The 21201-nt window shown below is 46.7% G+C and carries 33 protein-coding genes and 1 pseudogene; 6 read left to right on the forward strand and 28 right to left on the reverse strand.

Annotation, left to right across the window (positions count from 1 at the left end; genetic code table 11):
* Positions 1 to 241, forward strand: a pseudogene (locus IM515_RS03775) (lipid kinase); the annotation flags it as partial.
* A gap of 2 nt (positions 242 to 243) precedes the next feature.
* Here IM515_RS03775 and IM515_RS03780 read toward each other — a convergent pair.
* Both IM515_RS03780 and IM515_RS03785 read right to left on the reverse strand, forming a co-directional pair.
* The gene (locus IM515_RS03780; protein ID WP_190722562.1) at positions 244 to 1299 is read right to left on the reverse strand and encodes an amino acid ABC transporter substrate-binding protein; all 1056 of its coding nucleotides are present in this window, start codon (positions 1297 to 1299) and stop codon (positions 244 to 246) included.
* A 36-nt stretch (positions 1300 to 1335) separates the two neighbouring features.
* Positions 1336 to 2076 carry a TIGR00297 family protein gene (locus IM515_RS03785; protein WP_190722563.1) on the reverse strand — a complete coding sequence of 247 codons (741 nt, stop codon included), beginning with the start codon at positions 2074 to 2076 and terminating at the stop codon, positions 1336 to 1338.
* Between the two features lie 44 nt (positions 2077 to 2120).
* On the opposite strand from IM515_RS03785, the gene IM515_RS03790 reads away from it, so the two are divergent.
* Positions 2121 to 2825 (forward strand): cytochrome b/b6 domain-containing protein, encoded by a 705-nt coding sequence (locus IM515_RS03790; RefSeq protein ID WP_287630628.1) that lies wholly within the window; start codon positions 2121 to 2123, stop codon positions 2823 to 2825.
* Between the two features lie 101 nt (positions 2826 to 2926).
* Here IM515_RS03790 and IM515_RS03795 read toward each other — a convergent pair whose 3' ends face one another.
* The 3 genes from IM515_RS03795 to cobQ all read right to left on the reverse strand — a co-directional run bounded on the left by IM515_RS03795 (position 2927) and on the right by cobQ (position 5555).
* Positions 2927 to 3544: a class I SAM-dependent methyltransferase gene (locus IM515_RS03795; protein ID WP_002746668.1), complete on the reverse strand. Its 618-nt coding sequence runs from the start codon at positions 3542 to 3544 to the stop codon at positions 2927 to 2929.
* A gap of 286 nt (positions 3545 to 3830) precedes the next feature.
* Complete coding sequence (locus IM515_RS03800; RefSeq protein ID WP_002771074.1) at positions 3831 to 4070, reverse strand: 2Fe-2S iron-sulfur cluster-binding protein; 240 nt, start codon at positions 4068 to 4070, stop codon at positions 3831 to 3833.
* 9 nt (positions 4071 to 4079) lie between these two features.
* Positions 4080 to 5555, reverse strand: a complete 1476-nt coding sequence (gene cobQ, locus IM515_RS03805; protein WP_287630629.1) for a cobyric acid synthase CobQ — start codon at positions 5553 to 5555, stop codon at positions 4080 to 4082.
* Positions 5556 to 5575: 20 nt separating this feature from the next.
* Between cobQ and IM515_RS03810 the strand changes: the two genes are divergently transcribed.
* Positions 5576 to 5725 carry a hypothetical protein gene (locus tag IM515_RS03810; RefSeq protein WP_287633462.1) on the forward strand — a complete coding sequence of 50 codons (150 nt, stop codon included), beginning with the start codon at positions 5576 to 5578 and terminating at the stop codon, positions 5723 to 5725.
* Positions 5726 to 5813: 88 nt separating this feature from the next.
* Here the strand turns inward: IM515_RS03810 and IM515_RS03815 are convergent, their stop codons facing one another.
* Positions 5814 to 6215: an Npun_F0494 family protein gene (locus tag IM515_RS03815; RefSeq protein WP_287630652.1), complete on the reverse strand. Its 402-nt coding sequence runs from the start codon at positions 6213 to 6215 to the stop codon at positions 5814 to 5816.
* Between the two features lie 115 nt (positions 6216 to 6330).
* Between IM515_RS03815 and IM515_RS03820 the strand changes: the two genes are divergently transcribed.
* From IM515_RS03820 to IM515_RS03830, 3 genes are all read left to right on the forward strand, one after another.
* On the forward strand, positions 6331 to 6633 hold the full coding sequence (locus tag IM515_RS03820) for a hypothetical protein (RefSeq protein ID WP_002771071.1): 303 nt from the start codon (positions 6331 to 6333) through the stop codon (positions 6631 to 6633).
* A gap of 55 nt (positions 6634 to 6688) precedes the next feature.
* Positions 6689 to 7144, forward strand: coding sequence for a (2Fe-2S) ferredoxin domain-containing protein (locus tag IM515_RS03825; RefSeq protein WP_002771070.1), 456 nt, complete (start codon positions 6689 to 6691; stop codon positions 7142 to 7144).
* A gap of 100 nt (positions 7145 to 7244) precedes the next feature.
* Positions 7245 to 7925: a response regulator transcription factor gene (locus IM515_RS03830; RefSeq protein WP_287630630.1), complete on the forward strand. Its 681-nt coding sequence runs from the start codon at positions 7245 to 7247 to the stop codon at positions 7923 to 7925.
* A gap of 160 nt (positions 7926 to 8085) precedes the next feature.
* Here IM515_RS03830 and IM515_RS03835 read toward each other — a convergent pair whose 3' ends face one another.
* The 22 genes from IM515_RS03835 to rplD all read right to left on the reverse strand — a co-directional run bounded on the left by IM515_RS03835 (position 8086) and on the right by rplD (position 21200).
* Positions 8086 to 8490, reverse strand: a complete 405-nt coding sequence (locus IM515_RS03835) for a DUF1622 domain-containing protein (protein ID WP_287630631.1) — start codon at positions 8488 to 8490, stop codon at positions 8086 to 8088.
* A gap of 104 nt (positions 8491 to 8594) precedes the next feature.
* Positions 8595 to 9194 (reverse strand): ATP-dependent Clp protease proteolytic subunit, encoded by a 600-nt coding sequence (locus IM515_RS03840; RefSeq protein ID WP_002734165.1) that lies wholly within the window; start codon positions 9192 to 9194, stop codon positions 8595 to 8597.
* A gap of 35 nt (positions 9195 to 9229) precedes the next feature.
* Positions 9230 to 9916 (reverse strand): ATP-dependent Clp protease proteolytic subunit, encoded by a 687-nt coding sequence (locus tag IM515_RS03845; RefSeq protein ID WP_002746650.1) that lies wholly within the window; start codon positions 9914 to 9916, stop codon positions 9230 to 9232.
* 726 nt (positions 9917 to 10642) lie between these two features.
* Positions 10643 to 11209 carry an adenylate kinase gene (locus IM515_RS03850; RefSeq protein ID WP_052275672.1) on the reverse strand — a complete coding sequence of 189 codons (567 nt, stop codon included), beginning with the start codon at positions 11207 to 11209 and terminating at the stop codon, positions 10643 to 10645.
* A gap of 70 nt (positions 11210 to 11279) precedes the next feature.
* A complete protein-coding gene (gene secY, locus IM515_RS03855) occupies positions 11280 to 12599 on the reverse strand; it encodes a preprotein translocase subunit SecY (protein ID WP_287630632.1) in 1320 nt (439 codons plus the stop codon).
* Between the two features lie 233 nt (positions 12600 to 12832).
* Positions 12833 to 13276 carry a 50S ribosomal protein L15 gene (gene rplO / locus IM515_RS03860; RefSeq protein ID WP_002771060.1) on the reverse strand — a complete coding sequence of 148 codons (444 nt, stop codon included), beginning with the start codon at positions 13274 to 13276 and terminating at the stop codon, positions 12833 to 12835.
* Between the two features lie 10 nt (positions 13277 to 13286).
* Positions 13287 to 13808: a 30S ribosomal protein S5 gene (rpsE, locus tag IM515_RS03865; RefSeq protein WP_002746611.1), complete on the reverse strand. Its 522-nt coding sequence runs from the start codon at positions 13806 to 13808 to the stop codon at positions 13287 to 13289.
* Between the two features lie 26 nt (positions 13809 to 13834).
* On the reverse strand, positions 13835 to 14197 hold the full coding sequence (rplR, locus tag IM515_RS03870; protein ID WP_002771058.1) for a 50S ribosomal protein L18: 363 nt from the start codon (positions 14195 to 14197) through the stop codon (positions 13835 to 13837).
* A 3-nt stretch (positions 14198 to 14200) separates the two neighbouring features.
* The gene (rplF, locus tag IM515_RS03875) at positions 14201 to 14770 is read right to left on the reverse strand and encodes a 50S ribosomal protein L6 (protein WP_002771057.1); all 570 of its coding nucleotides are present in this window, start codon (positions 14768 to 14770) and stop codon (positions 14201 to 14203) included.
* Positions 14771 to 14875: 105 nt separating this feature from the next.
* Positions 14876 to 15277 (reverse strand): 30S ribosomal protein S8, encoded by a 402-nt coding sequence (gene rpsH, locus IM515_RS03880; protein WP_002771056.1) that lies wholly within the window; start codon positions 15275 to 15277, stop codon positions 14876 to 14878.
* Between the two features lie 257 nt (positions 15278 to 15534).
* Entirely contained in the window at positions 15535 to 16074 is a 540-nt protein-coding gene (rplE, locus tag IM515_RS03885) for a 50S ribosomal protein L5 (protein WP_002734750.1), read from the reverse strand.
* 54 nt (positions 16075 to 16128) lie between these two features.
* The gene (gene rplX / locus IM515_RS03890; RefSeq protein ID WP_002771051.1) at positions 16129 to 16482 is read right to left on the reverse strand and encodes a 50S ribosomal protein L24; all 354 of its coding nucleotides are present in this window, start codon (positions 16480 to 16482) and stop codon (positions 16129 to 16131) included.
* Between the two features lie 40 nt (positions 16483 to 16522).
* A complete protein-coding gene (gene rplN, locus IM515_RS03895; protein WP_002732358.1) occupies positions 16523 to 16891 on the reverse strand; it encodes a 50S ribosomal protein L14 in 369 nt (122 codons plus the stop codon).
* Positions 16892 to 16911: 20 nt separating this feature from the next.
* On the reverse strand, positions 16912 to 17154 hold the full coding sequence (rpsQ, locus tag IM515_RS03900; RefSeq protein ID WP_002734070.1) for a 30S ribosomal protein S17: 243 nt from the start codon (positions 17152 to 17154) through the stop codon (positions 16912 to 16914).
* 6 nt (positions 17155 to 17160) lie between these two features.
* Entirely contained in the window at positions 17161 to 17379 is a 219-nt protein-coding gene (rpmC, locus tag IM515_RS03905) for a 50S ribosomal protein L29 (RefSeq protein ID WP_002771048.1), read from the reverse strand.
* Positions 17379 to 17798, reverse strand: a complete 420-nt coding sequence (rplP, locus tag IM515_RS03910; protein WP_002734310.1) for a 50S ribosomal protein L16 — start codon at positions 17796 to 17798, stop codon at positions 17379 to 17381. The genes rpmC and rplP overlap by 1 nt, the downstream gene beginning before the upstream one ends.
* Before the next feature lie 30 nt (positions 17799 to 17828).
* Positions 17829 to 18557, reverse strand: coding sequence for a 30S ribosomal protein S3 (gene rpsC / locus IM515_RS03915; protein ID WP_002771046.1), 729 nt, complete (start codon positions 18555 to 18557; stop codon positions 17829 to 17831).
* Between the two features lie 23 nt (positions 18558 to 18580).
* Positions 18581 to 18940 carry a 50S ribosomal protein L22 gene (gene rplV, locus IM515_RS03920; protein ID WP_002746605.1) on the reverse strand — a complete coding sequence of 120 codons (360 nt, stop codon included), beginning with the start codon at positions 18938 to 18940 and terminating at the stop codon, positions 18581 to 18583.
* Positions 18941 to 19093: 153 nt separating this feature from the next.
* Positions 19094 to 19375 (reverse strand): 30S ribosomal protein S19, encoded by a 282-nt coding sequence (rpsS, locus tag IM515_RS03925; RefSeq protein WP_002753908.1) that lies wholly within the window; start codon positions 19373 to 19375, stop codon positions 19094 to 19096.
* Between the two features lie 30 nt (positions 19376 to 19405).
* Positions 19406 to 20239 carry a 50S ribosomal protein L2 gene (gene rplB / locus IM515_RS03930; RefSeq protein WP_002771036.1) on the reverse strand — a complete coding sequence of 278 codons (834 nt, stop codon included), beginning with the start codon at positions 20237 to 20239 and terminating at the stop codon, positions 19406 to 19408.
* A 33-nt stretch (positions 20240 to 20272) separates the two neighbouring features.
* Positions 20273 to 20578 carry a 50S ribosomal protein L23 gene (locus IM515_RS03935; protein WP_002771034.1) on the reverse strand — a complete coding sequence of 102 codons (306 nt, stop codon included), beginning with the start codon at positions 20576 to 20578 and terminating at the stop codon, positions 20273 to 20275.
* Complete coding sequence (gene rplD, locus IM515_RS03940) at positions 20568 to 21200, reverse strand: 50S ribosomal protein L4 (protein ID WP_002771031.1); 633 nt, start codon at positions 21198 to 21200, stop codon at positions 20568 to 20570. The genes IM515_RS03935 and rplD overlap by 11 nt, the downstream gene beginning before the upstream one ends.
* Between the last annotated feature and the right edge of the window lies 1 nt (position 21201).

Genomic DNA, 21201 nt, shown 5'->3' on the forward strand with positions numbered 1-21201 from the left:
ATATAGCCTAGAAATTGAACACTGGTGGCAAATTTTCCCGCTTTTATGGACATTACCGCGAGGACAACAGGGTTTATTATCTTGGGTGAGAACTCTTAAGGGGAAAGAAATTCAAATTCAGACTCGTAAACCCCATAGTATTAACACCGATGGCGAAATTACTAGCACTACTCCCGCCATGTTTCGAGTTATTCCAGCGGACTTAGGAGTCTATATTCCCCGTCAGGAAACACAATTTTAAAATTAACGAAAAGGAGGAGAATACAATAAACCCCCCTTTGTCCAAAGATTATTTAAACCTCGATCGAGTTGTAGGGGTTTACCGATTTCACGCTCATAAATTTCACCGTAATTACCCACCTGTTTTAAGACTCTTTGGGCAAAATCATTGGGTAAACCCATATCTTCGCCCAACTTCTCATCGATACCCAAAAAGCGCCGAATACTGGGGTCTTTGCTATCGGCAAAAGTGGCAATATTTTCTGAGTTAATCCCGAATTCTTCCCCTTGAATTAAACTAAAAACGATCGAGCGGACGGCATTCGACCAAGCGGGATCACCATCGGCCACGGCCGGGGCCAAGGGTTCCTTAGATATTACCACTTCTAATAATTGATGATCCTGCGGTCGGGGAAAAACCGAGCGCCGGGCCACCAATTGGGAGCGATCGGAGGTGACAGCCTGACAGCGCCCCGCCTGATAAGCTGTATATAAAGCCTCCACATCATCGGAAACGATCGGTTTATAACCTTGAACTGCCGCTTTTGCCATGGCATCGGCCAGATTTTGTTCCGTGGTGGTTCCCGATAGCACACAAATGGACTTTCCGCTTAAATCTTCTAATTTCTTAATATTACTGGCTTTCGTGGCCATAATTCCTTGACCATCATAGAAAACCGGGGTGATAAACTCCATCCCCAGAGCGGTATCCCGGTTAATCGTCCAGGTGGTGTTGCGACTGAGGATATCCACTTCTCCCGTCTGTACGGCAGTAAATCTCTCTTGGGGGCTAAGTTTACGATATTCGACTTTGGAGGGATCATCAAAGAGAGCCGCAGCGATAGCTCGGCAAATTTGCACATCTAAGCCCGAATATTCGCCTTTTTCATTAACAAAGCTGAACCCCGACACTTCTCCGTTAATGCCACAAATTAACTTACCGCGATTTTTCACCGTTTGCAAGCGGCCAGCATCGGGACTACTTGCGGTGTTAGAACTAGAATTAGATTGATTTTCCGTCCCACAGGCAGTAATTAGCAGTAAAAGCAGGGACAATGCACAAAAACGCCACTTTAGCATAGATATTCTCTGAAAAATTTTTTTAGTCACTTAATTTTAGCGGAAAGACCAGAGCAAGCTTAACAGTATAGCCACGATCGCACCGATAACCGTATTGATCACATTGACCAATTCATTAGTTAACCACAGAAAGCGGGTTTGTAGGGTAGCGCCGATGAGACTTTCGATATTGGTGGCGATAAATGCCGCAATTACACACCATAACACACCGATAAGATCGATCGCACCGATAGCCCATGCTAACAGGGAAATAGCCGTGGCTGCCAACAAACCAGCGATCGTTCCTTCTAAACTAACAGCCCCTTCTGTTCCCCGGGGGACGGATTTAAAATTAGTAATCAGATAAGTGGTTTTACCATAAGCTTTGCCCACCTCACTGGCAGTAGTATCGGCTAATTTGGTGCTAAAACTAGCCACATAAGCGAGTATTAAGAGGTAATCCCAGGGAGAAGCGGCAAAAAGACTTAGGATAGCGCAAATTGCCCCCGCTAAAGCGGAACCCCAGACATTTTCAGGACCGCGCACCCCCGCTCTTTTTTCGGCAATTCCCTCCGCTTCCTTGCGCGCTAAACCGATGCGGGTGACAGTAGACCCGACGAGGAAATAGAATAAAACAATTAGATAACCGCGCCATCCCAAGCTTCCCCAGACAATCACCCCTAAAACCCAAGCATGGAGATAACCCATCCGAGTTAAGAGCTTTTTTGGGGCAATCCAGGCGATTCCGAGGAGGACGGTATTGAGAAGAACAGCGACGAGCCAAGGATTAGTTAACATAGTATCTGGGCAAGTTTACATACCCCATTGTATCGATCGAGTTCATGAAAACTAATCAACCTTATCAACCTCTTTTACTGCGAATTCTGCACGGATTCACGGGAATTGCCCTCATTGCCGCCATGGTTACGGCCTATTGGACCTATGATACTTTTGACGGTCGTTGGTTAAAACTGCCCTTACCAGAATATCAAGAAATTGAAAGTATTCATGGCACTTTTGGCCTCTATACTCTGATTATTTTTCCCGTTTTTGCTATCTATGCTTTTCGTCGCGGCAACAAAAGATTAATTCAAAGTGATTCTCTTAACAAATTAACCCAATTTGGTAAGCCGATTTGGTGGTATAGTCTCCATCGTTTAGTCAATACTTTGACTCTTTTTGCCCTAACTTTTGCCTTGTATAGTGGCCGGATGATGGATTCCAAATGGCTACCGGAAGGGGAATTAAATCACTTTTGGTATTATGCCCATTTGCTCAGTTGGTTAATTATGGTAGTATGTCTGGTGCTGCACCTGCTCATGACTGCTAAAGTGGGAGGAGTTCCCCTGTTATTATCTATTCTTAAATGGGGTTTTCGTGAACAAGATAGTCCGAAATTATGGTTATCTCAATTACGTCAATGGGGGTTAAGTTTGCGTCTAGCCAATACTTTTCAGTGGCTACAATCTCTTAACTTATATAAAGTCTTAGAAATTGTTGTTTTATTGGCTATTATAGCAGCTTGGATTATTCCCAAGTTTGACTAAGCTGTACTGTATTTAAACTGAGTATTGGGAATTTTAGTACAAACGTTCAAATTCCCTGCTACCCTCCTCTCCTATACCTTTTAAACAGGATTTAGTATAATTTATCGCTCCCGACGAGCAAGAATAATCATCGTCTTTGCTAAGGGAGCAATACGACCTATACGATAGATTTTATCTACCGATAAATTAGCTTCTGTTAACAGTTTTGTGATAGTTTTGACAGACCAGAATTTAATATGTCCGTGATCCCAAAGAGCGGTAAAATGCTCGTCCATCTTACCCGTAGCCGCTAGGGCCAAATTTTTGAGATAACTATGATAGGGAGTGGATATCAGCGCATATCCTCCGGGTTGCAGCAGATTATAAACGGTCTTAGCATAATCGCGCGGAGCATAGACGTGTTCTACCACTTCCAAACTAATTAGCAGCGGAAAAGTACCAAATTTACCAGCCAGATCATCATAGGCGGAGCCAACGTATAGATCAAGTTCAGGATAGGCTTTTTTTGCCTCTGCTATCCCCGATTCGGAAGGATCGCAGCCACTGACTTGAAATCCTTTTTCTGATAACCAATTAGCGATCGAACCGTTGCCACAACCGAGGTCAAAAATACGCTTTTCAGGAGGAGCAAGATCGGCAAAAATCTGACTTAGAGAGGGTAGCAAATAAGCGTGGGCAGTCCCACAGCAAGAATTTTGATAATGATAATAATCTGACATATCTTAAAATAGTTAATATGTAAGTATTTTTTGTGGTATCACCACTATCGCAGGGTAATACAAAAAGTAACTTTTGTCAAGGGTTTAGTGAAATTTATTGTCACATCCCATTGATAGGATATACCATAGTATTTTATCAATACATCGCATATACTATTGTCAATGGACATCCTGCAAAAATTAAAAACCTTTTCCTAGTTAGAAGTCTCCGAGCCATTGTTCTCCTAGTCAGAAGTCGTAAACTTAACATTAATAGCTGACCTCTGTTATCAGAAAACTTTAACAATTACCAAAGCGGATCGGAGTATAAATGAACAGTTAAAGAATCTTGATCGCCGGGGATACCAGTAATACAACTACAAATTTGAGTCCCATCATCTAATTCTACCTCGCAAGCGTGACAGGAACCCATTAAACAGCCGGTAGGAATGTCAATTCCTGCTTTTTTGGCCACATCTAATAATAGTTCTCCAGTTTCCGCTTCCATGATGATATCATCGGGTAAAAAACGCACTGAAATAGTCATAATTTCTCCTTACAAATGAGCAAAAATAGGTTTAAGATTTAAATGTTCTTCCAATAAATTAGCCATAGTATCGAGGGTTATTTCTCTTTGTTCACTATAGTTAGCAATTCCCGTAGGCAAAGACAATAAACTGCGACGCTGACGTAGATGATTTAGCCAAGTTCTTCGCCAAGAACCATTATCAAAGATACCATGTAAATAACAGCCCCAAATTGACAGAGAATCATTGACAATTCCTAGACTAGCATCTTCCTCGAACATTTTTTGATAACCTGATTCACTTTCCCATTCGCTTATTCCTTGATGAATTTCGTATCCTGTTACTGGTAAACCCGCTTGGGGAAAATTAGATAAAACCTGTCGTTGACGGGTAATTTTTTCGGCAGTAATTACCGTTTTTAACGGCAGTAAATTTAAGCCAGCTGCCTCACTATCGGAACCTTCTCGATGGTCAGTATCCAGGATTAATCGCCCTAACATTTGCAAACCACCACAGATGCCAAAGATAATACCTCCCCTTTGGTGATAGGCTTGTAATTGATTAGCCATACCACTTTGATTAAGAGCGATTAAATCAGCAACAGTGGTTTTAGAACCGGGGATAATTACCCCATCGGGATCACCTAAAGATTCCTGTAATTCTAGATAACGGACATTAACCGTTGCTTCACCACAGAGAGGGTCAAAATCAGTAAAATTAGCGATATGAGGCAGACGAATGACACTGATATTTAGTTCAGCTTTAGGTTTTTGGGCGGGGCGATCGAGTAAACTGAGAGAATCCTCGGCACTTAAAAAGATATCACTATAGGGAAGAACTCCCAACACGGGAATTTTTGTATAATCTTCTAGCCAAGTAATCCCTGAATCTAAGAGAGATTTTTGTCCGCGAAATTTATTGATCACAATACCTTTAATTAAAGCTCTTTCCTCCGGTTCTAATAATTCTAACGTACCGACGACGTGAGCAAAAGCCCCCCCGCGATCAATATCCACCACTAAAATAGTAGCGGCATCCAGATATTTAGCCACCCGCATATTAGTTAAATCCCGATGTTTGAGATTTATTTCCGCCGGACTTCCCGCACCTTCACAGACAACTAGATCAAATTCTGTTGATAATTTAGCTAAAGATTCTTTAATTGCTTGCCAACCTTGGTCAAAATAATTCTGATAATAATCCGCTGCCGTAGTGACACCAACAGCCTTACCTTTAATAATCACCTGAGAGGTCATATTTCCCTGGGGTTTTAATAAAATTGGGTTCATTTCTACCTGGGGGACTGTCCCCGCGGCCCATGCTTGCACCGCCTGGGCGTGACCCATTTCTTCCCCTTCGGCGGTAACATAGGCATTAAGGGCCATATTCTGACCTTTAAAGGGTGTTACCTGCCAACCTTTCCGGTGGAATAAACGACATAAAGCGGCAGTTAAAAAGGATTTACCCGCGTGGGAAGTCGTCCCCACTACCATAATTGCTTTCATCTAGTTTTTTGGGTTGAGTATTGAATTTTTATGAATTAGGAATTAGGAATTATGAATTGGGAAGTGGGGAAGTGGGGAGATGGGGAGATGGGGAAGTGGGGAAGTGGGGTGTAGGGTGTGGGAAGTGGGGAAGTGGGGTGTGGGGTGTGGGGTGTGGGGAGAATAAATAAAATAATCTCCTATCTCCTGACTCCTGACGACCGACTCGGAGAATCCTGACTCCTGACGACCGACTCCCGACTCCTCACCTTAACAGCATTAAAAAGAAAACCAACGTTGCAGAGTATTTAAAAATCTTTGCCAGAAAGTGGGTTTAGGGAAAAAGTCCCCTTGGGGTTGCCATTTTTCTATTAATTTCCTCCCCAAAGGAGTGAGACGAAAACTATCAGTTATCCCCTGTCCATCTACTTCGCGCCGCAAAATTCCCACTTTAATCAACCAGAGAAGATAGCTTTCCGCTGCTGCTTCCGTCAGCAGTCTGGAAGTATAACTTTTTTCTAAACCCCCAGCACCCGGAATGCTTAAAAGTGATACACTTTGCTCCAGCATAGCGGCGAATAAGGTGACACGGAAAGGAGAACAACAGAGGGCGCGTTCGGCCCTAGTGATGGTAGCATCTGGATAATTGATGGCGGTAACGGTGGGAGTCGATAGGCTCATAGATTCCGGTCGTTTAGCTATTGATAAACTCATTGTTACATTGATCTGGCCTCAACCCCCATCAACCTCAATCACGGATAAAATAGGGATGAAGTGTTAAGTAGCTTGAGTGTTTATGCAGTCTCCCGAACCGTTCGATAATAAATATACCCCAGAGGAAGTGGAAGTGGAAATTGAAACCGACGATTTCCCCCCCGTTGATACCCGGGTTAGTTTCACTGCCACTGTTGAAAAAGCGAAAACTTGGTACGGCAGCCTGTCCACACCAGCACAGGTAGTTGTGGCAGTGGCGGGGGTTTTTGTGACTTTTTCGATTTTAACGGCAATTTTACGGCTAGTTAGCGCAGTTTTAAGTGCTTTAATCCTCGCCGCTATCTTTTATCTTATCTATCGTTACATCCTCAAACCGAAAGTTTAGTCGGCTATGCACATTTTCTGTTCAATGTCAAGGGTTTAGTTGATAAAAAAAATTTATGGAAAAAACAGACACCAGAGATATCTTGGGGGAAAATGCCGCTAAGTTGGGATTGGCCCAGATCCAGCGTCATCTATTTCTCTGCTGCGATCAGACTAAGCCAAAATGTTGTGACAAGGAAGAAGGGTTAGAAGTGTGGGATTATTTAAAGAAGCGGTTAAGTGAATTAGAACTCGATCGCCCCAGTGCCGACCGTCCGGGCTGTATTTTTCGCACTAAAGCCAACTGTTTGCGGGTTTGCAGCCAAGGCCCGATTTTATTAGTGTACCCGGAAGGAGTCTGGTATGGAAGGGTAAACAAGGAAGCGATCGAAAGAATTATCCAAGAACATCTAATCGGTAATCAAATCGTCACCGAATATGCTTTCCTTTGCCACGATTTACCAGCAATCTCCCTGAACTGTTCCAGAGAAGAACCCGAAACAATAGAGGAAAACAGCGTTAAAACTAGCTGAAACCCTAATTAACTACACATATCTAACTACCTTTTACCTTTTGCCTGTCGATCCTTTGTCCGTCTCCATTCCCCCAACCCTGCAGCATGGAAAAATAGCGATGAAAGAGACCAACAAAGACAACAAACAACTTTTATTAATCGACGATGACCCAAATTTAATACTTTTGGTGAAGGATTATCTAGAGTTTCGTGGTTATAGGGTGACAACCGCAGAAAACGGTCGGGAAGCCCTAGCAATCCTCGAACGCGGGGCAAATGCGGCCAAAGCAAGGGAAATGCCCGATATCATTATCTGTGATCTGATCATGCCGGAAATGGATGGTTATGCCTTCCTCGAAAAAATTCGTCGGGACAGTCGTTTTAGTGGTCTTCCCGTGATTTTTCTCTCCCCTAGTGGTCAAAGTCAGGACAAGGTGACAGGTTTAACCGCCGGGGCCGATTTTTATCTGGTTAAACCCTTTGAACCAGAAGAATTAGTGTCCCTGGTGGAGTCTTCCCTCAAACAAGCGGGCCGGTTGCCGAAACGCATCACCCGCATCCATTCCGAGGATGTCACCCCTGTTCAGGTTCCGGGTGATGTGGAATTAACCCCAACGGAGTTAAAAGTAGTACAATTGGTCGCCCAGGGACTGGTTAATCGGGAAATCGCAACAAAACTCAATGTTAGTCAACGGACAATCGAAAGTCATGTGTCGAATATGCTTCATAAAACCGGCCTTCATAATCGCACGGAATTAACCCAGTGGGCGATCGAAAGTAATAAGCTGTTGACTATCTAGGGTTTGCGGCAAAAAGTTTTTCGTGGGGGTAGGGTGTGGCCCCCCCAACCCCCCCGACATCGGGGGGGGGCAAGGAGGGGTAAGATACCTGCCAAGAATAAAGAAAAATGGTATTATCAGGGGTTAGGTCAGGTGATTGTCAACTCAGCTTTTTTTGGCATTAAACATCCCTGAGATTGTCCTGGTCTGCTAGTTGCGATCGCTCTTTTTCCAGGGCCAATTCCGTTTCCAATTCTTGGCTGAGGAAATAGTTGAGGAAAGTTCGGATAATAGCGATGAGGGCGAGTTTTGCCAAGGCTTCTATGGTAGGTGTGACGGTGGTAGCCACGATGTCTCCACCTAACTGAAACTCTAGGGCTAAAGATAGCCAAGTACCAAAACGAATGCGAAATTGATTGAAGGAAAAAGAAGGATGACTGCGACGGTGACGATTAGACTGCCAAGCTAATTGTAGAGTTTTAATTAATCCGATCACCACACAAGCGATTGAAAGACTTTCTAGGCAAAACTTGATGATTGCCACAGCAGAGATCAAGCCTGTTTCTAAAGTTGCTAAAAATTCCATACCCAACAGATACCCTCTTATCGGATAAACCAACCTACCATCTAAGGAAGTTTGTCCAATGGCAGTTAGAACAGGTTTCTCGCCTGTTCTAACCTATGGCTGACTTAAGCCGGTCTTCCCTCCACCACCTTATCAATTAAACCGTAGGCGACGGCTTCCTCGGCGGAGAGGAAATAATCGCGGTCCGTGTCTTTTTCGATGCGTTCGATGGTTTGTCCGGTGCGATTAGCCATAATTTCGTTTAATTGCTGGCGAATACGCAGGATTTCCTTAGCTTCAATGTCGATATCCGTCGCTTGCCGGCGCCCGGTTCCCCCCATGGGTTGGTGAATCATAATCCGCGCGTGGGGAAGAGCGAGACGCTTACCCGGACTACCAGAAGCCAGTAAAAATGCCCCCATAGAGGCCGCTAATCCCACACAGATAGTCACCACCTCCGCTTTGATGTACTGCATGGTGTCGTAGATGGCCATACCGGCGGTAACGGAACCCCCCGGCGAGTTGATATAGAGATAGATGGGTTTAGTGGGGTCTTCCGAGTCGAGATAAAGCATTTGGGCCACAAGGGCATTGGCTAACCCGTCGGTGACTTCCTGCCCCAAAAAAAGAATGCGTTCCACCGAAAGACGGCTGTAAATGCTAATCCACTGTTCGTATTGGCTACCCGGCAGACGGTAGGGAACTTTTGGCACACCGATAGGCATAATTGGTAACAACTCCTGCTAATTTGTAATAAATCTTAACTAACTTGGGCGAGGGGTTTCGGTAGTTCCTTGCGACTTTCGAGAACGCGATCGATTAATCCGTAGTCTTTCGCCTGTTGTGGGGTGAGATAGAAGGTGCGATCCATATCTTTCGCCAGTTTTTCGGTGGTTTGACCCGTATTTTTCGAGAAAATCTCTAACATCGTCTGTTTGTTGGCGATTACCTCCTTGGCACGAATCTGGATATCGGTGGCTTGTCCTTGCGCCCCGGTGCGATTTTGGTTGAGAACAATGGTAGCGTGGGGTAAGGAGGCGCGAAAACCCTTGGTTCCCGCGGAAAGAATCATCGCTGCAGTTCCCATGGCCTGTCCGATACAGATAGTATGAACGGGAGGTTTAATGTAGTTGAGGGTGTCACAGATGGCGAAAGCTTCGGTTTCGTAGCCGATCGCGTCCCCCGTGTACCAGGATGTGCCGGTAGAGTTGATATAGAAGAAAATCGGTTTTTCGGGATCGTCAAATTGCAGGTAAAGCAGTTGCGCGATAATTAATTCCGTCACGTCCACCCCGACATTGCGCTTGACATCATCGGAGGAAAATAAGGGCAACCCCAGATAGACAATTCTCTCTTTGAGCAGGAGAGATTCCAAGTCCGGTGGTGGTGTCCGATAGGCTGCATCCCCATAATAGGCAGTTTGTACCGCTTTAATCACTGAGTTCATCGAGTTTTTCCGTCATACACAGTATCCTGCTTTTGATTTTAACTTAGTGTCAGCAGAAGTCCCTCCCTTGAGCGCGACGGGATGAATGTTGACACTAAGTTCAATCCAGTGGCAGCACACTTTGTTCTTTTTGTCAAAAAAACTTTCTCTTTGCAACAAAACTACACAATTAATTGATCAACGGGTTGGGTTTTAAAAGGCTCTTTAACCCCCATTTATTGCTGTTCCCAAATAGGTCACTGTAGATTTAGCAAGGGTTTTCAGGATTACCAGATAGCTAAAAACTCCAAAAAGCACGGAGAAACCCATCATTTCATACTGCGAAATTATACCATAATCGCTGGAAGTATTGCAACCTCGTAAACAAATGAGAATTATTTTCAATAAATTCTTAAGAAAAGATAAATATTGCGAAATGTAAATTTAAATATTCTCAACTATTAAAGCTTGTTTGATATAAAGAACTTATAATACTAAATCCGTTGAGTAACGCACAGAAAATGGGTTTCTCCGAGAAACCCGTTTTCTACTCAGGCACTCATGCAAGAGGCAAAAGAGGGAATAAACAATCAGTCTTTAATAACCAGATTTAGTATAAGTAGGGAGGCACAATTATTTGTAGGATGGGTTAGCGGTAGCGTAACATAATCGGGCGTTGGGTTTCATGCTTCAACCCAACCTACTGATAACTGATAACTGATGACTGATGACTGAATGAGGGAAACTTTACCCAGGAGTGACAACTGCTGTTAGAGCCGCCGTAACCGCGTCCAGCGGTTGATTACCGTCGATATGGTTAAGAGTCCCTTTTTGACCGTAATAATCTAAAACGGGGGCAGTTTGGTCGATATAAACCTGTAGGCGACGGGCGATCGTTTCTTGAGTATCATCTTGACGACCCCGTTGCATCAGACGCTCAATTAAGACCGTATCTGGTACAGCCAAATTAACCACAAATGTGTAACTATCGGCCAATTCTTCCAGTAATGCGTCTAAAAAGCTCGCCTGTGCCACCGTGCGGGGAAAACCATCAAGAATCCAACCCTTAGCACTGTCAGGCTGTTTTAAACGTTCCTGAATTAAACCTAATAACAACTCATCGGGGACTAATTCACCCTTTTCCACATAAGCTTGTGCTTGCTGACCAAGTTCTGTCTTCTCTGTAATTGCTTGACGTAAAATTTCACCGGTAGAAATATGAGGAATCGTCAGAGATTCCGCTAATTTTGCCGCTTGGGTTCCTTTTCCCGATCCGGGCGGGCCCAAAAATATCACACCGATCCGTTTGCTCATGGATTAAATATAGGGTTTTAAGGAAAAAAATAACCAGTAACCGCTAAAAGGTCACTGGCTGACTATCTAACTACTGTTTAATCATGCCCTCATAGCGTTGAGAGATGACATAGGTTTGAATTTGTTTCGCCGTATCGATCGCCACCCCCACCAGAATTAACAGGGAAGTTGCCCCCAAACCGCGAAAAGTGGTGACACCGGTGGCGCTTTCTACCAAAGTCGGAACCGTAGCCACCAAACTTAAAAAGAGAGCGCCCAAAAGGGTGAGACGATTCAGCACCCCTTCCAGATAATTAGTAGTAGCGGTTCCCGGACGAATCCCCGGAATACTGGTCCCCATTTTTTTCAGGTTTTGGGACATATCCTTGGGGTTAACGATCAGGGAAGCGTAGAAGAAACTAAAACCGAGAATTAGTAAGCTATAAAAAGCCACATAACCCCAACTATCGGGACGCAGGGCATTGACCAACTGAACTAAAACCTGACCGACCGGGTTATCCGTGGGTAAAGCTTGCACCAATTGGAAAGGTAAGACCAACACTGCGGAGGCGAAAATAATCGGCATCACGCCCCCTTGATTGAGTCGTAGGGGTAGATAACTGGTTCTTTCCCGATAGAGACGACGACCCACCTGACGACGGGCAGAAACAATAGGAATCCGACGGGTTCCCTCCTGAACAAAAACAATGCCGATAATCATCACCAAGAAAACCAGCAAGAGAATCACCACTTGAGCGATCGCTTGTCGGCCACCCTGTTGAGCAAAAGTAATCGTATCACCGAGGGTTTTTGGTAAAACGGCGACAATGTTGACAAAAATCAGCAAAGATGCCCCATTTCCCAGACCGCGTTCCGTAATCAGTTCCGAAATCCACATTACGAACATAGAACCGGCCACTAAAGCAAGAACCGTAGCGGCGATCGAGGGTAAAGTTCCGGCCACAACGCCGTTAGCCACCAATAAACCAAGAGTAATACCGATACTTTGAATAATTGACCAACCAAAGGCAATATAACGGGTAATTTGGGCAATTTTTCGCCTTCCTGCCTCTCCTTCATTTTTCTGTAAATCTTCCAAAGAAGGAAGGGCAGCGGTGAGCAGTTGCACGATAATTGAGGCGTTGATATAGGGAAGAATGCCGAGGGCAAAAATCCCCAACGTCGATAATCCTCCCCCGGTAAACAGGTCAAGGATTCCCAAAGCGGCGTTACCTTGAATAATTTCTGCTAATCTTGCCCGATCTAAACCGGGTATCGGTACAAACATCCCAAAACGGAGCAGAATCAGTAAACCCAATGTAATCAACAAGCGACCGCGTAAACCGGCCGCTTGTGCCATTTGCATAAACGTTTCCTGTGCCGTGGGAGCCTTATCACGACTGACGACCATTAACAGTTACCTCTAGTGCAGTTTTTTTATGGGAAAAAGTAATCGAGGGGGAAAACTTTCTCGATTTTTTTAAGATTTCCCCTGTGCTTCTTATGATATATCAATCCGGTCTTGGGGATTGGGTGTTAGGGTGTGGGGTGTTAGGGTGTGGGGGGATGGGAAGGATAAATAAAAATAATCTCCTGTCTCCTGCCTTCCGCCCTCTGCCTTCCGCCGACCGCCTTCTGTCTCCGTTAAATTTCTTCCCAAGTACCTTGAGCAGCGGTAATTTTCTCTTTAGCACTATTGCTAAAAGCAGCGGCCTTAACCTTGAGGGGAACGGTAATTTCACCATCACCCAAAACTTTTAAAGGGCCGTCGTTACTGGTGAGAATTTTAGCTTCTAGGAGACTTTCCAGGGTGACTTCCGTATTAGCGGGTAAAGAAGCTAATTTTTTCAGATTAACGATTGTGTATTGACGGGGGTTAACCAAAGGAAAATGCTTTAATTTCGGCACCCGACGATAGAGGGGCATTTGTCCCCCCTCAAAACCGGGGCGAGTCCCTGTCCCAGAGCGAGATTTTTGTCCGCGCATTCCCAGACCGCAACTAGCACCCTGGCCGGCCGAGATACCCCGTCCCACACGACGACGACGTTTAGTGGACCCCGGTTGGGGGGCGATTTCGTGGAGTTTCATGGTGATTTCTCTAGGTGTACAAATGTTCTACAGATACGCCTCGATCCTTGGCCACTTCCGAGAAAGTGCGGAGGGTTTCCAGGGCGTTAACGGCGGCTCTAGCGTTATTGAGGGGGTTATCGCTACCGAGTTGTTTAGCGAGGATATTTTTCACCCCGGCTAATTCTAAAACGGTACGGACAGCACCCCCGGCAATAACCCCAGTCCCCGGAGCAGCCGGACGCATAATCACTTGAGCGCCACCGGAAGCCCCCCGGGTAAGGTGAGTGATAGAACTAGCCTTAGTTAAGGAGACTTCAATTAGTTGTTTTTTGCCATCGGCCACACCTTTACGGACGGCCCCGATAACATCCCCTGCTTTGCCAACTCCCACTCCCACCTGGCCGTTTTCATTACCGACCACGACGATAGCCCGGAAGCTGAGTTTTTTACCACCCTTAACCACTTTACTAACCCGGCGGATCTGGATGACCCGCTCTTGCCAAGTGGTTTCTTTTTCTTTTTCGCGGTTGCCTTTGCGACGTTTTGCCATAGTTTTATCAGTGTTGAAAGGATATTTTAGAAGTTTAAGCCTGCTGACCGAGCCGCTTCTGCTAAGGCTTTGACGCGACCGTGATAGAGATTGCCACCGCGATCAAAAACCACTTGTTCAATGCCTCTTTCTAGGGCCCGTTGGGCCACCAGTTTACCCACGGCAGCCGAGGCTTCTTGGGTAGCGGTGGACTCTAATTCCCCGCGCAAGGTGGCCTCTAGGGTAGAAGCGGCCGCAAGGGTATGTTGGGCTACGTCGTCGATAATTTGGGCGTAGATGTGGTTATTAGAACGAAATACGGATAAACGAGGCCGTTCAGCAGTGCCACTAAGTTTGCGACGCACACGCTGGTGACGACGACGGACTGATTCTTTGCGACTAAGTTTCATGGTTTATTTTTTACCTCCTTTACCGCCTTTAGCACCTTTACCGCCAGCTTTACCAACTTTGCGACGGACGACTTCACCAAGATAGCGAATCCCTTTTCCTTTATAAGGTTCAGGGGGACGAACTTCGCGGATTTTAGCGGCAATGTTACCGACCGCTTCTTTGTCGATGCCACTGACGATAACTTGGGTATTATTTTCTACGGCGACGGAAACACCATCGGGCATCTCCATTTCCACGGGTTTACTGTAACCAACATTAAGAACTAATTTACTACCCTGCGCCTGGGCGCGGTAGCCCACCCCTTGGATATCGAGGCGTTTTTGAAAGCCGGTAGCGACTCCTTCCACCATGTTGGCTACTAGAGTTCTACAGAGTCCGTGGCGTTCTCTGGCGGTACGGGAATCGTCTTGACGGGTAACGAGGATGGTTTCGCCATCTTTATTGATGGTGACGGCGGTGGGTAGGGTTCTCTGGAGAGTTCCTTTGGGCCCTTTCACCGTCACGGTAGCACCATCGATATCGACGGTGACTTTATTGGGAATAGGAATCGGGCGTTTGCCAATACGAGACATAACAGTTATCAGTTATCAGTGGGTCAGATATCAGGGAAGAGTTATCAGTGGGTCAGCTATCGGGTTTAAACTTGGAAAGGCTGACGGCTGATAGCTTATCCTTGTTTACCAGATGTAGCAAAGGACTTCGCCGCCAACGTTTTGTTTACGCGCTTCGCGATCGGTCATAATGCCTTTAGAGGTGGAAACAATGGCGATGCCAATGCCACCGAGGACGCGCGGTAAGTCTTTACTGTTGGAATAAACTCGTAAACCCGGTTTACTGACTCTGGTGAGGGTAGTAATGATCGGTTGACGGTTTTTGCCTTTATATTTGAGGGAAAGAACTAATTGAGATTTAATCCCCTCACCCACTTCCTCAAAGTCAGCAATAAAGCCTTCGTTCTTGAGAACTTGAGCAATACTGCGCGTCATCCGCGTGGTGGGAATTTGAGTAGTGGTCTGCCGAACCGCGCAAGCGTTACGGATGCGGGTCAGCATATCCGAGATGGTATCGTTAGCAGACATGAATTACCTGTTTTTCTCCTAAATTGGGATCAACATCAGTGGTCAGTTATCAGTTATCAGTTATCAGTGGTCAGTTATCAGTTATCAGTTATCAGATTTGAGTATTAAGTGAGTAGTATTAAATAGCAGTTTCCTGCTGTCTTTTGACTGAATCACTGTTTACTGTTTACTGTTTACTGTTCACTGTTTACTGTTCACTGTTTACTGGTCACTGATCACTTATTTACTGGTCACTGTTTACTTTTCTCTTGATTGATTTATCTAAAGGGCATTCCCATCTCTTTGAGGAGGGCGCGTCCTTCTTCGTCGTTTTTAGCGGTGGTGATGATTGAGATGTCCATCCCGCGAATTTGATCGATTTTGTCGTATTCAATTTCAGGGAAGATCAACTGTTCACGAATGCCTAAACTGTAGTTACCACGACCATCAAAACTGTTACCACTGATACCGCGAAAGTCGCGAATACGTGGTAAGGCCAGATTAATTAGACGGTCTAAAAAAGCGTACATTCGATCGCCGCGCAGTGTCACCATCACTCCCACGGGCATTCCTTCGCGAATTTTGAAGCCGGCGATCGCTTTTTTAGCTCTAGTCACTACCGGTTGTTGTCCGGTGATGGTGGACAGTTCCTCCTTGGAAGACTCCAAAGCTTTGGCGTTTTGTGAAGCTTCCCCAAGACCGCGGTTAACAGTAATTTTGATAACTTTAGGTACTTGATGGATATTGGTATAACCAAATTGTTCTTTCAGTTTCGGAACAATGGTTTCTTGATAGGTGGTTTTTAGTTTTTGGCTCATAGTTTTTCTGCTTACTTTTCCTGGGCTTGGTCAGGAACTAGAATTGATGGGAAACTAATCAATAATTTCGCCAGTTTTCTTCAGTATCCGCACTTTCCGACCGTCTTCGGTAAAGGTATAACCCACCCGACTGGCGATTTTTTTCTTCTCGGAATAAATCATCACTTTGGAACTGTGAATCGGTGCTTCGTAGGTAACGATTTGACCCGATTCTCCTTCCTGTTGGGGTTTAGTATGTTTGGTGCGGATATTAACTCCCTTGACCACCACGGTACTTTCTTGGGGTAAAGCGCGTAAAATTTCGCCCACTTTGCCCTTATCGGAACCAGCGATTACTTGCACAACATCCCCTTTTTTAACGTGCATTTTTTGCCTTTGGGGCGGGGTTTGAATGTTTTTCTTACTCATTTTTTTTGACCTCCGATTGCCTTGATAATTTTGACTTTGATCAGAGAACTTCTGGGGCTAAGGAAACAATTTTGGTGTAGTTTTTATCGCGCAATTCCCGGGCGACCGGACCAAAAACCCTAGTACCTTTGGGATTACCGTCATTATTAATAATCACGGCGGCGTTATCATCAAAACGGATGCTCATGCCACTATCGCGACGGACGGTTTGACGGGTCCGCACAATCACCGCAGTGACCACATCGGATTTTTTCACGGGCATATTGGGGATAGCGTCCTTAACCACGGCGATAATTTTGTCACCGATGCCACCGTAGGTACAGTTACCTGTTCCCAGCACCCGCAGACACATTAGTTTCCGCGCCCCGCTATTGTCAGCGACATTTAAGTAGGTTTGTTGTTGAATCACGGTTTTTACCTAGGTGAAATTTAACTATCGGTTAATATTTCCGCCACTTCCCAACGTTTGGTTTTACTGAGGGGGCGGGTTTCACGAATACGAACTCGATCGCCTTGTTTGGCTTGATTTTCTGCGTCGTGAGCCTTAAATTTCTGGGTTTTCACGACGATTTTGCCGTATTTAGGGTGAGGAGAGCGGTTTTCAATGGCTACCACTACGGTTTTATCCATTTTGTCGCTTACTACTACCCCAACTCTTTCTTTAACTGCCATAACGGGTTATGCCTCCGGGGTGGACTGGGCTAGTTGGCGCTCCCGTTCTACGGTCAATAATTGGCCAAGACGGTGGCGGGTGTGTTTGAATTCGTGGGTTTTTTCCAAGCGCCGGGTGGCCTGCTGCAAACGCAATTCAAACAGTTTCTTTTTGGCATTGAGGATAGCATCAGCGATTTCCTCATCGCTCATCTTCCTCACTTCGGCGATTTTTGGTAAAGCCATTAGACAAAATCCTCCTCGCGAGTGATAAATTTGGTCTTAATTGGTAATTTTTGAGCCGCTAGGCGCATGGCTTCCCGGGCTACTGGTTCAGCTACCCCAGCAATCTCAAACATAATGAACCCCGGTTTAACCACGGCCACCCAGAATTCGGGGGAACCTTTCCCGGAACCCATCCGAGTTTCTGCAGCCCGTTGGGTCACGGGTTTATCGGGAAAAACGCGGATCCAGATTTTGCCACCCCGACGAATATAACGAGTCATAGCCCGTCTGGCCGCTTCGATTTGACGGGAAGTAATCCAACAGGGTTCGGTGGCTTGCAGGGCGAAATCGCCGAAATTAATCGTATTTCCGCCGGTGGCCAGCCCGCGCATCCGTCCGCGCTGTTGTTTGCGGAATTTTGTTCTTTTGGGACTTAACATGAGCTATTTACCACTGATAAATATTAGGGATCAGCCTTCGCTAGAGCGATCTTCAAACTGTTGACGGCGACGCTGTTGACGGCGCGGTGCTTGAGCGGGAACGGCGGCGGGAATTTCTTCTTGGCCGGGGATAATTTCGCCCTTAAAGATCCAAACTTTCACGCCTAGAATCCCGTAGATGGTGCTGGCGGTTTTATAGGAGTAATCGATATCGGCCCGCAGGGTATGCAGGGGAACTCGTCCTTCCCGCACCCATTCAGTCCGAGCGATTTCTGCCCCGTTGAGACGGCCGCTAACTTGAATTTTGATCCCTTTGACTTCGGCCCTTTGCGCCCGTTGGATAGCTTGCCGCACCACACGACGGAAGGAAACCCGTCTTTCTAATTGTTGGGCGATGTATTCGGCGATCAGGTTGGCATCGGCATCAACGCGAGCCACTTCGATGACGTTAATACGAATTTGACGCTGGCCACCGAGGGCTTTTTGCAAACCTAGGCGCAGCTGTTCGATTCCCGTGCCACCACGACCGACGACGACCCCGGGGCGAGCGGTATGGATGGAAATATCTACTTGATCGGCCTTACGTTCGATGCGAATATCGGCGATACCGGCATTAGCGAGGTTTTTTTCGACGTATTCACGAATGCGGCGATCTTCTTGCAGTAGTTCGGGGTAACGTTTCGCGTCGGCATACCAGCAAGATTTGTGATCTTTGATAACGCCGAGACGAAAACCGAGGGGATGGATTTTTTGTCCCATTGTGGTTTTTCTAGTTAAGGTGATTAGTCTTTGTTGCTAGGAGCGACGGCGACGGTGATATGACAGGTGGGTTTGCGAATTTGGTAGGCGCGGCCTTGGGCCCGGGGTCGAAAACGTTTTAGGGTCGGGCCGCCATCGGCAAAGGCTTGGCTAACTACTAAAGTGGCGGGATCGAGTCCTTCGTTATTTTCGGCGTTGGCAACGGCGGAACGCAGGACTTTGAGAATCGGATCACAGGCCCGGTAGGGCATAAATTCGAGAATAATTAGGGCTTCCCGATAGGAGCGACCGCGGATCTGATCGAGTACCCGTCTGACTTTCAGGGGTGACATCCGAATATAGCGGGCGATCGCTTTGACTTCGTTAGAGGTATCGATGGTCATTTCAGTTATCAGTTATCAGTTAGGTAGGGTGGGTTAGGCGACGACAACTTATAAGACTTAGTTATTAATTTATCTAGTCGCCGTCACCCACCATCTCATAGTTATCTGAACGCTGACCGGGGGCTGACGGTTTTAAGATTACCGCCCACCGGTCTATTTCCGTCCTGCTTTTTTGTCGCTCTTGGCGTGGCCGCGGAAGGTGCGGGTGGGAGCGAATTCACCGAGTTTATGACCGACCATCTGCTCGGAAACATAGACGGGAACGTGCTGTTTGCCGTTGTGAACGGCGATCGTGTGACCGACCATATCGGGAATGATTGTCGAGGCCCGGGACCAAGTTTTAATCACTTGTTTACTGCCCTGGGCGTTGAGTTTTTCGATTTTTTCCATCAGGTGGCCGGCGACAAATGGCCCCTTTTTCAGTGAACGACCCATAATTTTCAGTCAAAAGTAAAGTAATAATTTCTAACCCTGGTTACGACGGCGCACGATCAGATCGCTACTGCGTTTTTTCTTGTTGCGAGTTTTGCGACCGAGGGCGGGTTTACCCCAGGGAGTCATCGGGCCGGAACGTCCGATGGGAGCGCGACCCTCTCCACCTCCATGCGGGTGATCCACTGGGTTCATGACGCTACCCCGAACATGAGGCCGTTGACCGCGGTGACGGGTACGACCGGCTTTACCGAGACTGATGTTTCTCGCTTCGGCGTTACCGACTTTTCCGATGGTGGCGTAGCATTCACGCCGGATCATGCGTACTTCTTTGGAGGGGAGGCGGATGGTAACGTAATCGCCTTCTTTCGCCACCACTTGGGCGAAACCACCAGCAGCCCGCACCATTTGACCACCGCGACCGGGGACGAGTTCGATGTTATGAACTTCTGTCCCTAGGGGGATGCGACTTAAGGGTAGGGCATTACCGACCTCGAAGGGAGCGTTTTCTCCGGCGATGACGGTATCACCAACACCTAAACCGGCGGGGGCGATGATGTAGCGTTTTTCCCCGTCTTTGTAGAAAAGCAGGGCAATGCGGGCGTTACGGTTAGGATCGTACTCGATCGCCGCTACTGTGGCGGGAATATCCCGTTTATCGCGACGAAAATCGATAATCCGGTAGAGGCGCTTATGGCCGCCGCCCCGATGACGACTGGTGACGACACCGCGATTATTACGCCCTTGTTTGCTGTGTTTGTGATGAGTTAGGGACTTTTCCGGTTCGGTTTTGGTGATCTCCTTAAAGTCGGAGATGGCCGCCTGCCTTGTCCCGGGGGTTAAAGGTCTAAAAGAACGAATACCCATAGTTTAGTTTTCCGTTATCGGGTTTCTTGGTGGTTATACGTCGGGATAGAGGGCGATCGAGTCGCCAGCTGCTAGGGTCACGATCGCGCGTTTGTATTGGGGTTTGTAACCGAGGAAACGGCCGACGCGTTTTTTCTGACGAGAGGGGCGGCTGGTGTTCACTTTCGTTACTTTTACGTCAAACAACAATTCGATCGCCGCTTGAATTTCCGGCTTGGTCGCTTTCAAGGCGACATCGAAGACGTATTTATTTTGTTCTAGGAGTAGGGTGGCTTTCTCGGTCACGATCGGCTTTAGGATCAGATCGGCGAGTTGTCTGGCTTCAGTTTTAAGCACCATAGACCTCCTCAATTTTAGCTAGGGCTGCGGCGGTGGCGATAACTCGATCGGCTAGGATGACATCATAGACGTTGAGACTATCGGCGCGAATAATTTTGAGATTGCAGATATTACGTCCCGATAAATAGACATTTTCGGGAATTTCCGTCAGAATCAGCAGAATTTTTTCCTCTGGACTGGCTCCCCAGCGACTTAAGGCAGCGGTGAGTTCTTTGGTTTTGGGTTGGGAGAATTGTTCGGCGAAGCTTTCAACCACGATAAAGTTATCGGCCTGGCTGATCAAAGCGGTTCTCAGGGCTAATCTTTTCTCTTTGCGATTGACCTTAACCTCAAAATCTCTCGGTTTTGGTCCGAAGATGACACCGCCACCACGCCAGAGGGGAGAACGGATCGAACCGGCCCGGGCGCGACCGGTGCCTTTTTGCCGCCAAGGTTTACGACCACCGCCGCGCACTTCCGAGCGGGTTTTGGTGGAGGCGTTACCTTGACGGGCCGCCGCTAGATGGCTGACGACGACGCGGTGAATTAGGTGTTTGGCGGTTTCGGGTTTAGCGGTTTTCAGTTCCAGGGTGCCTGTTCCCGCTTCTTCCCCTTGCCAATTTTTGACTGTGTAGTTAACCATG

It is taken from the genome of Microcystis sp. M44BS1 (genome assembly GCF_020244875.1).
In the GTDB taxonomy this organism is placed as follows: domain Bacteria; phylum Cyanobacteriota; class Cyanobacteriia; order Cyanobacteriales; family Microcystaceae; genus Microcystis; species Microcystis panniformis.

Bases quoted from the DNA above. Each gene is read 5' to 3' on its own strand.
- IM515_RS03780 (WP_190722562.1), bottom strand. From the start codon at position 1,299: ATGCTAAAGTGGCGTTTTTGTGCATTGTCCCTGCTTTTACTGCTAATT.
- IM515_RS03785 (WP_190722563.1), bottom strand. From the start codon at position 2,076: ATGTTAACTAATCCTTGGCTCGTCGCTGTTCTTCTCAATACCGTCCTC.
- IM515_RS03790 (WP_287630628.1), top strand. From the start codon at position 2,121: ATGAAAACTAATCAACCTTATCAACCTCTTTTACTGCGAATTCTGCAC.
- IM515_RS03795 (WP_002746668.1), bottom strand. From the start codon at position 3,544: ATGTCAGATTATTATCATTATCAAAATTCTTGCTGTGGGACTGCCCAC.
- IM515_RS03800 (WP_002771074.1), bottom strand. From the start codon at position 4,070: ATGACTATTTCAGTGCGTTTTTTACCCGATGATATCATCATGGAAGCG.
- cobQ (WP_287630629.1), bottom strand. From the start codon at position 5,555: ATGAAAGCAATTATGGTAGTGGGGACGACTTCCCACGCGGGTAAATCC.
- IM515_RS03815 (WP_287630652.1), bottom strand. From the start codon at position 6,215: ATGAGCCTATCGACTCCCACCGTTACCGCCATCAATTATCCAGATGCT.
- IM515_RS03820 (WP_002771071.1), top strand. From the start codon at position 6,331: ATGCAGTCTCCCGAACCGTTCGATAATAAATATACCCCAGAGGAAGTG.
- IM515_RS03825 (WP_002771070.1), top strand. From the start codon at position 6,689: ATGGAAAAAACAGACACCAGAGATATCTTGGGGGAAAATGCCGCTAAG.
- IM515_RS03830 (WP_287630630.1), top strand. From the start codon at position 7,245: ATGAAAGAGACCAACAAAGACAACAAACAACTTTTATTAATCGACGAT.
- IM515_RS03835 (WP_287630631.1), bottom strand. From the start codon at position 8,490: ATGGAATTTTTAGCAACTTTAGAAACAGGCTTGATCTCTGCTGTGGCA.
- IM515_RS03840 (WP_002734165.1), bottom strand. From the start codon at position 9,194: ATGCCTATCGGTGTGCCAAAAGTTCCCTACCGTCTGCCGGGTAGCCAA.
- IM515_RS03845 (WP_002746650.1), bottom strand. From the start codon at position 9,916: ATGAACTCAGTGATTAAAGCGGTACAAACTGCCTATTATGGGGATGCA.
- IM515_RS03850 (WP_052275672.1), bottom strand. From the start codon at position 11,209: ATGAGCAAACGGATCGGTGTGATATTTTTGGGCCCGCCCGGATCGGGA.
- secY (WP_287630632.1), bottom strand. From the start codon at position 12,599: ATGGTCGTCAGTCGTGATAAGGCTCCCACGGCACAGGAAACGTTTATG.
- rplO (WP_002771060.1), bottom strand. From the start codon at position 13,276: ATGAAACTCCACGAAATCGCCCCCCAACCGGGGTCCACTAAACGTCGT.
- rpsE (WP_002746611.1), bottom strand. From the start codon at position 13,808: ATGGCAAAACGTCGCAAAGGCAACCGCGAAAAAGAAAAAGAAACCACT.
- rplR (WP_002771058.1), bottom strand. From the start codon at position 14,197: ATGAAACTTAGTCGCAAAGAATCAGTCCGTCGTCGTCACCAGCGTGTG.
- rplF (WP_002771057.1), bottom strand. From the start codon at position 14,770: ATGTCTCGTATTGGCAAACGCCCGATTCCTATTCCCAATAAAGTCACC.
- rpsH (WP_002771056.1), bottom strand. From the start codon at position 15,277: ATGTCTGCTAACGATACCATCTCGGATATGCTGACCCGCATCCGTAAC.
- rplE (WP_002734750.1), bottom strand. From the start codon at position 16,074: ATGAGCCAAAAACTAAAAACCACCTATCAAGAAACCATTGTTCCGAAA.
- rplX (WP_002771051.1), bottom strand. From the start codon at position 16,482: ATGAGTAAGAAAAACATTCAAACCCCGCCCCAAAGGCAAAAAATGCAC.
- rpsQ (WP_002734070.1), bottom strand. From the start codon at position 17,154: ATGGCAGTTAAAGAAAGAGTTGGGGTAGTAGTAAGCGACAAAATGGAT.
- rpmC (WP_002771048.1), bottom strand. From the start codon at position 17,379: ATGGCTTTACCAAAAATCGCCGAAGTGAGGAAGATGAGCGATGAGGAA.
- rplP (WP_002734310.1), bottom strand. From the start codon at position 17,798: ATGTTAAGTCCCAAAAGAACAAAATTCCGCAAACAACAGCGCGGACGG.
- rpsC (WP_002771046.1), bottom strand. From the start codon at position 18,557: ATGGGACAAAAAATCCATCCCCTCGGTTTTCGTCTCGGCGTTATCAAA.
- rplV (WP_002746605.1), bottom strand. From the start codon at position 18,940: ATGACCATCGATACCTCTAACGAAGTCAAAGCGATCGCCCGCTATATT.
- rpsS (WP_002753908.1), bottom strand. From the start codon at position 19,375: ATGGGTCGTTCACTGAAAAAGGGGCCATTTGTCGCCGGCCACCTGATG.
- rplB (WP_002771036.1), bottom strand. From the start codon at position 20,239: ATGGGTATTCGTTCTTTTAGACCTTTAACCCCCGGGACAAGGCAGGCG.
- IM515_RS03935 (WP_002771034.1), bottom strand. From the start codon at position 20,578: ATGGTGCTTAAAACTGAAGCCAGACAACTCGCCGATCTGATCCTAAAG.
- rplD (WP_002771031.1), bottom strand. From the start codon at position 21,200: ATGGTTAACTACACAGTCAAAAATTGGCAAGGGGAAGAAGCGGGAACA.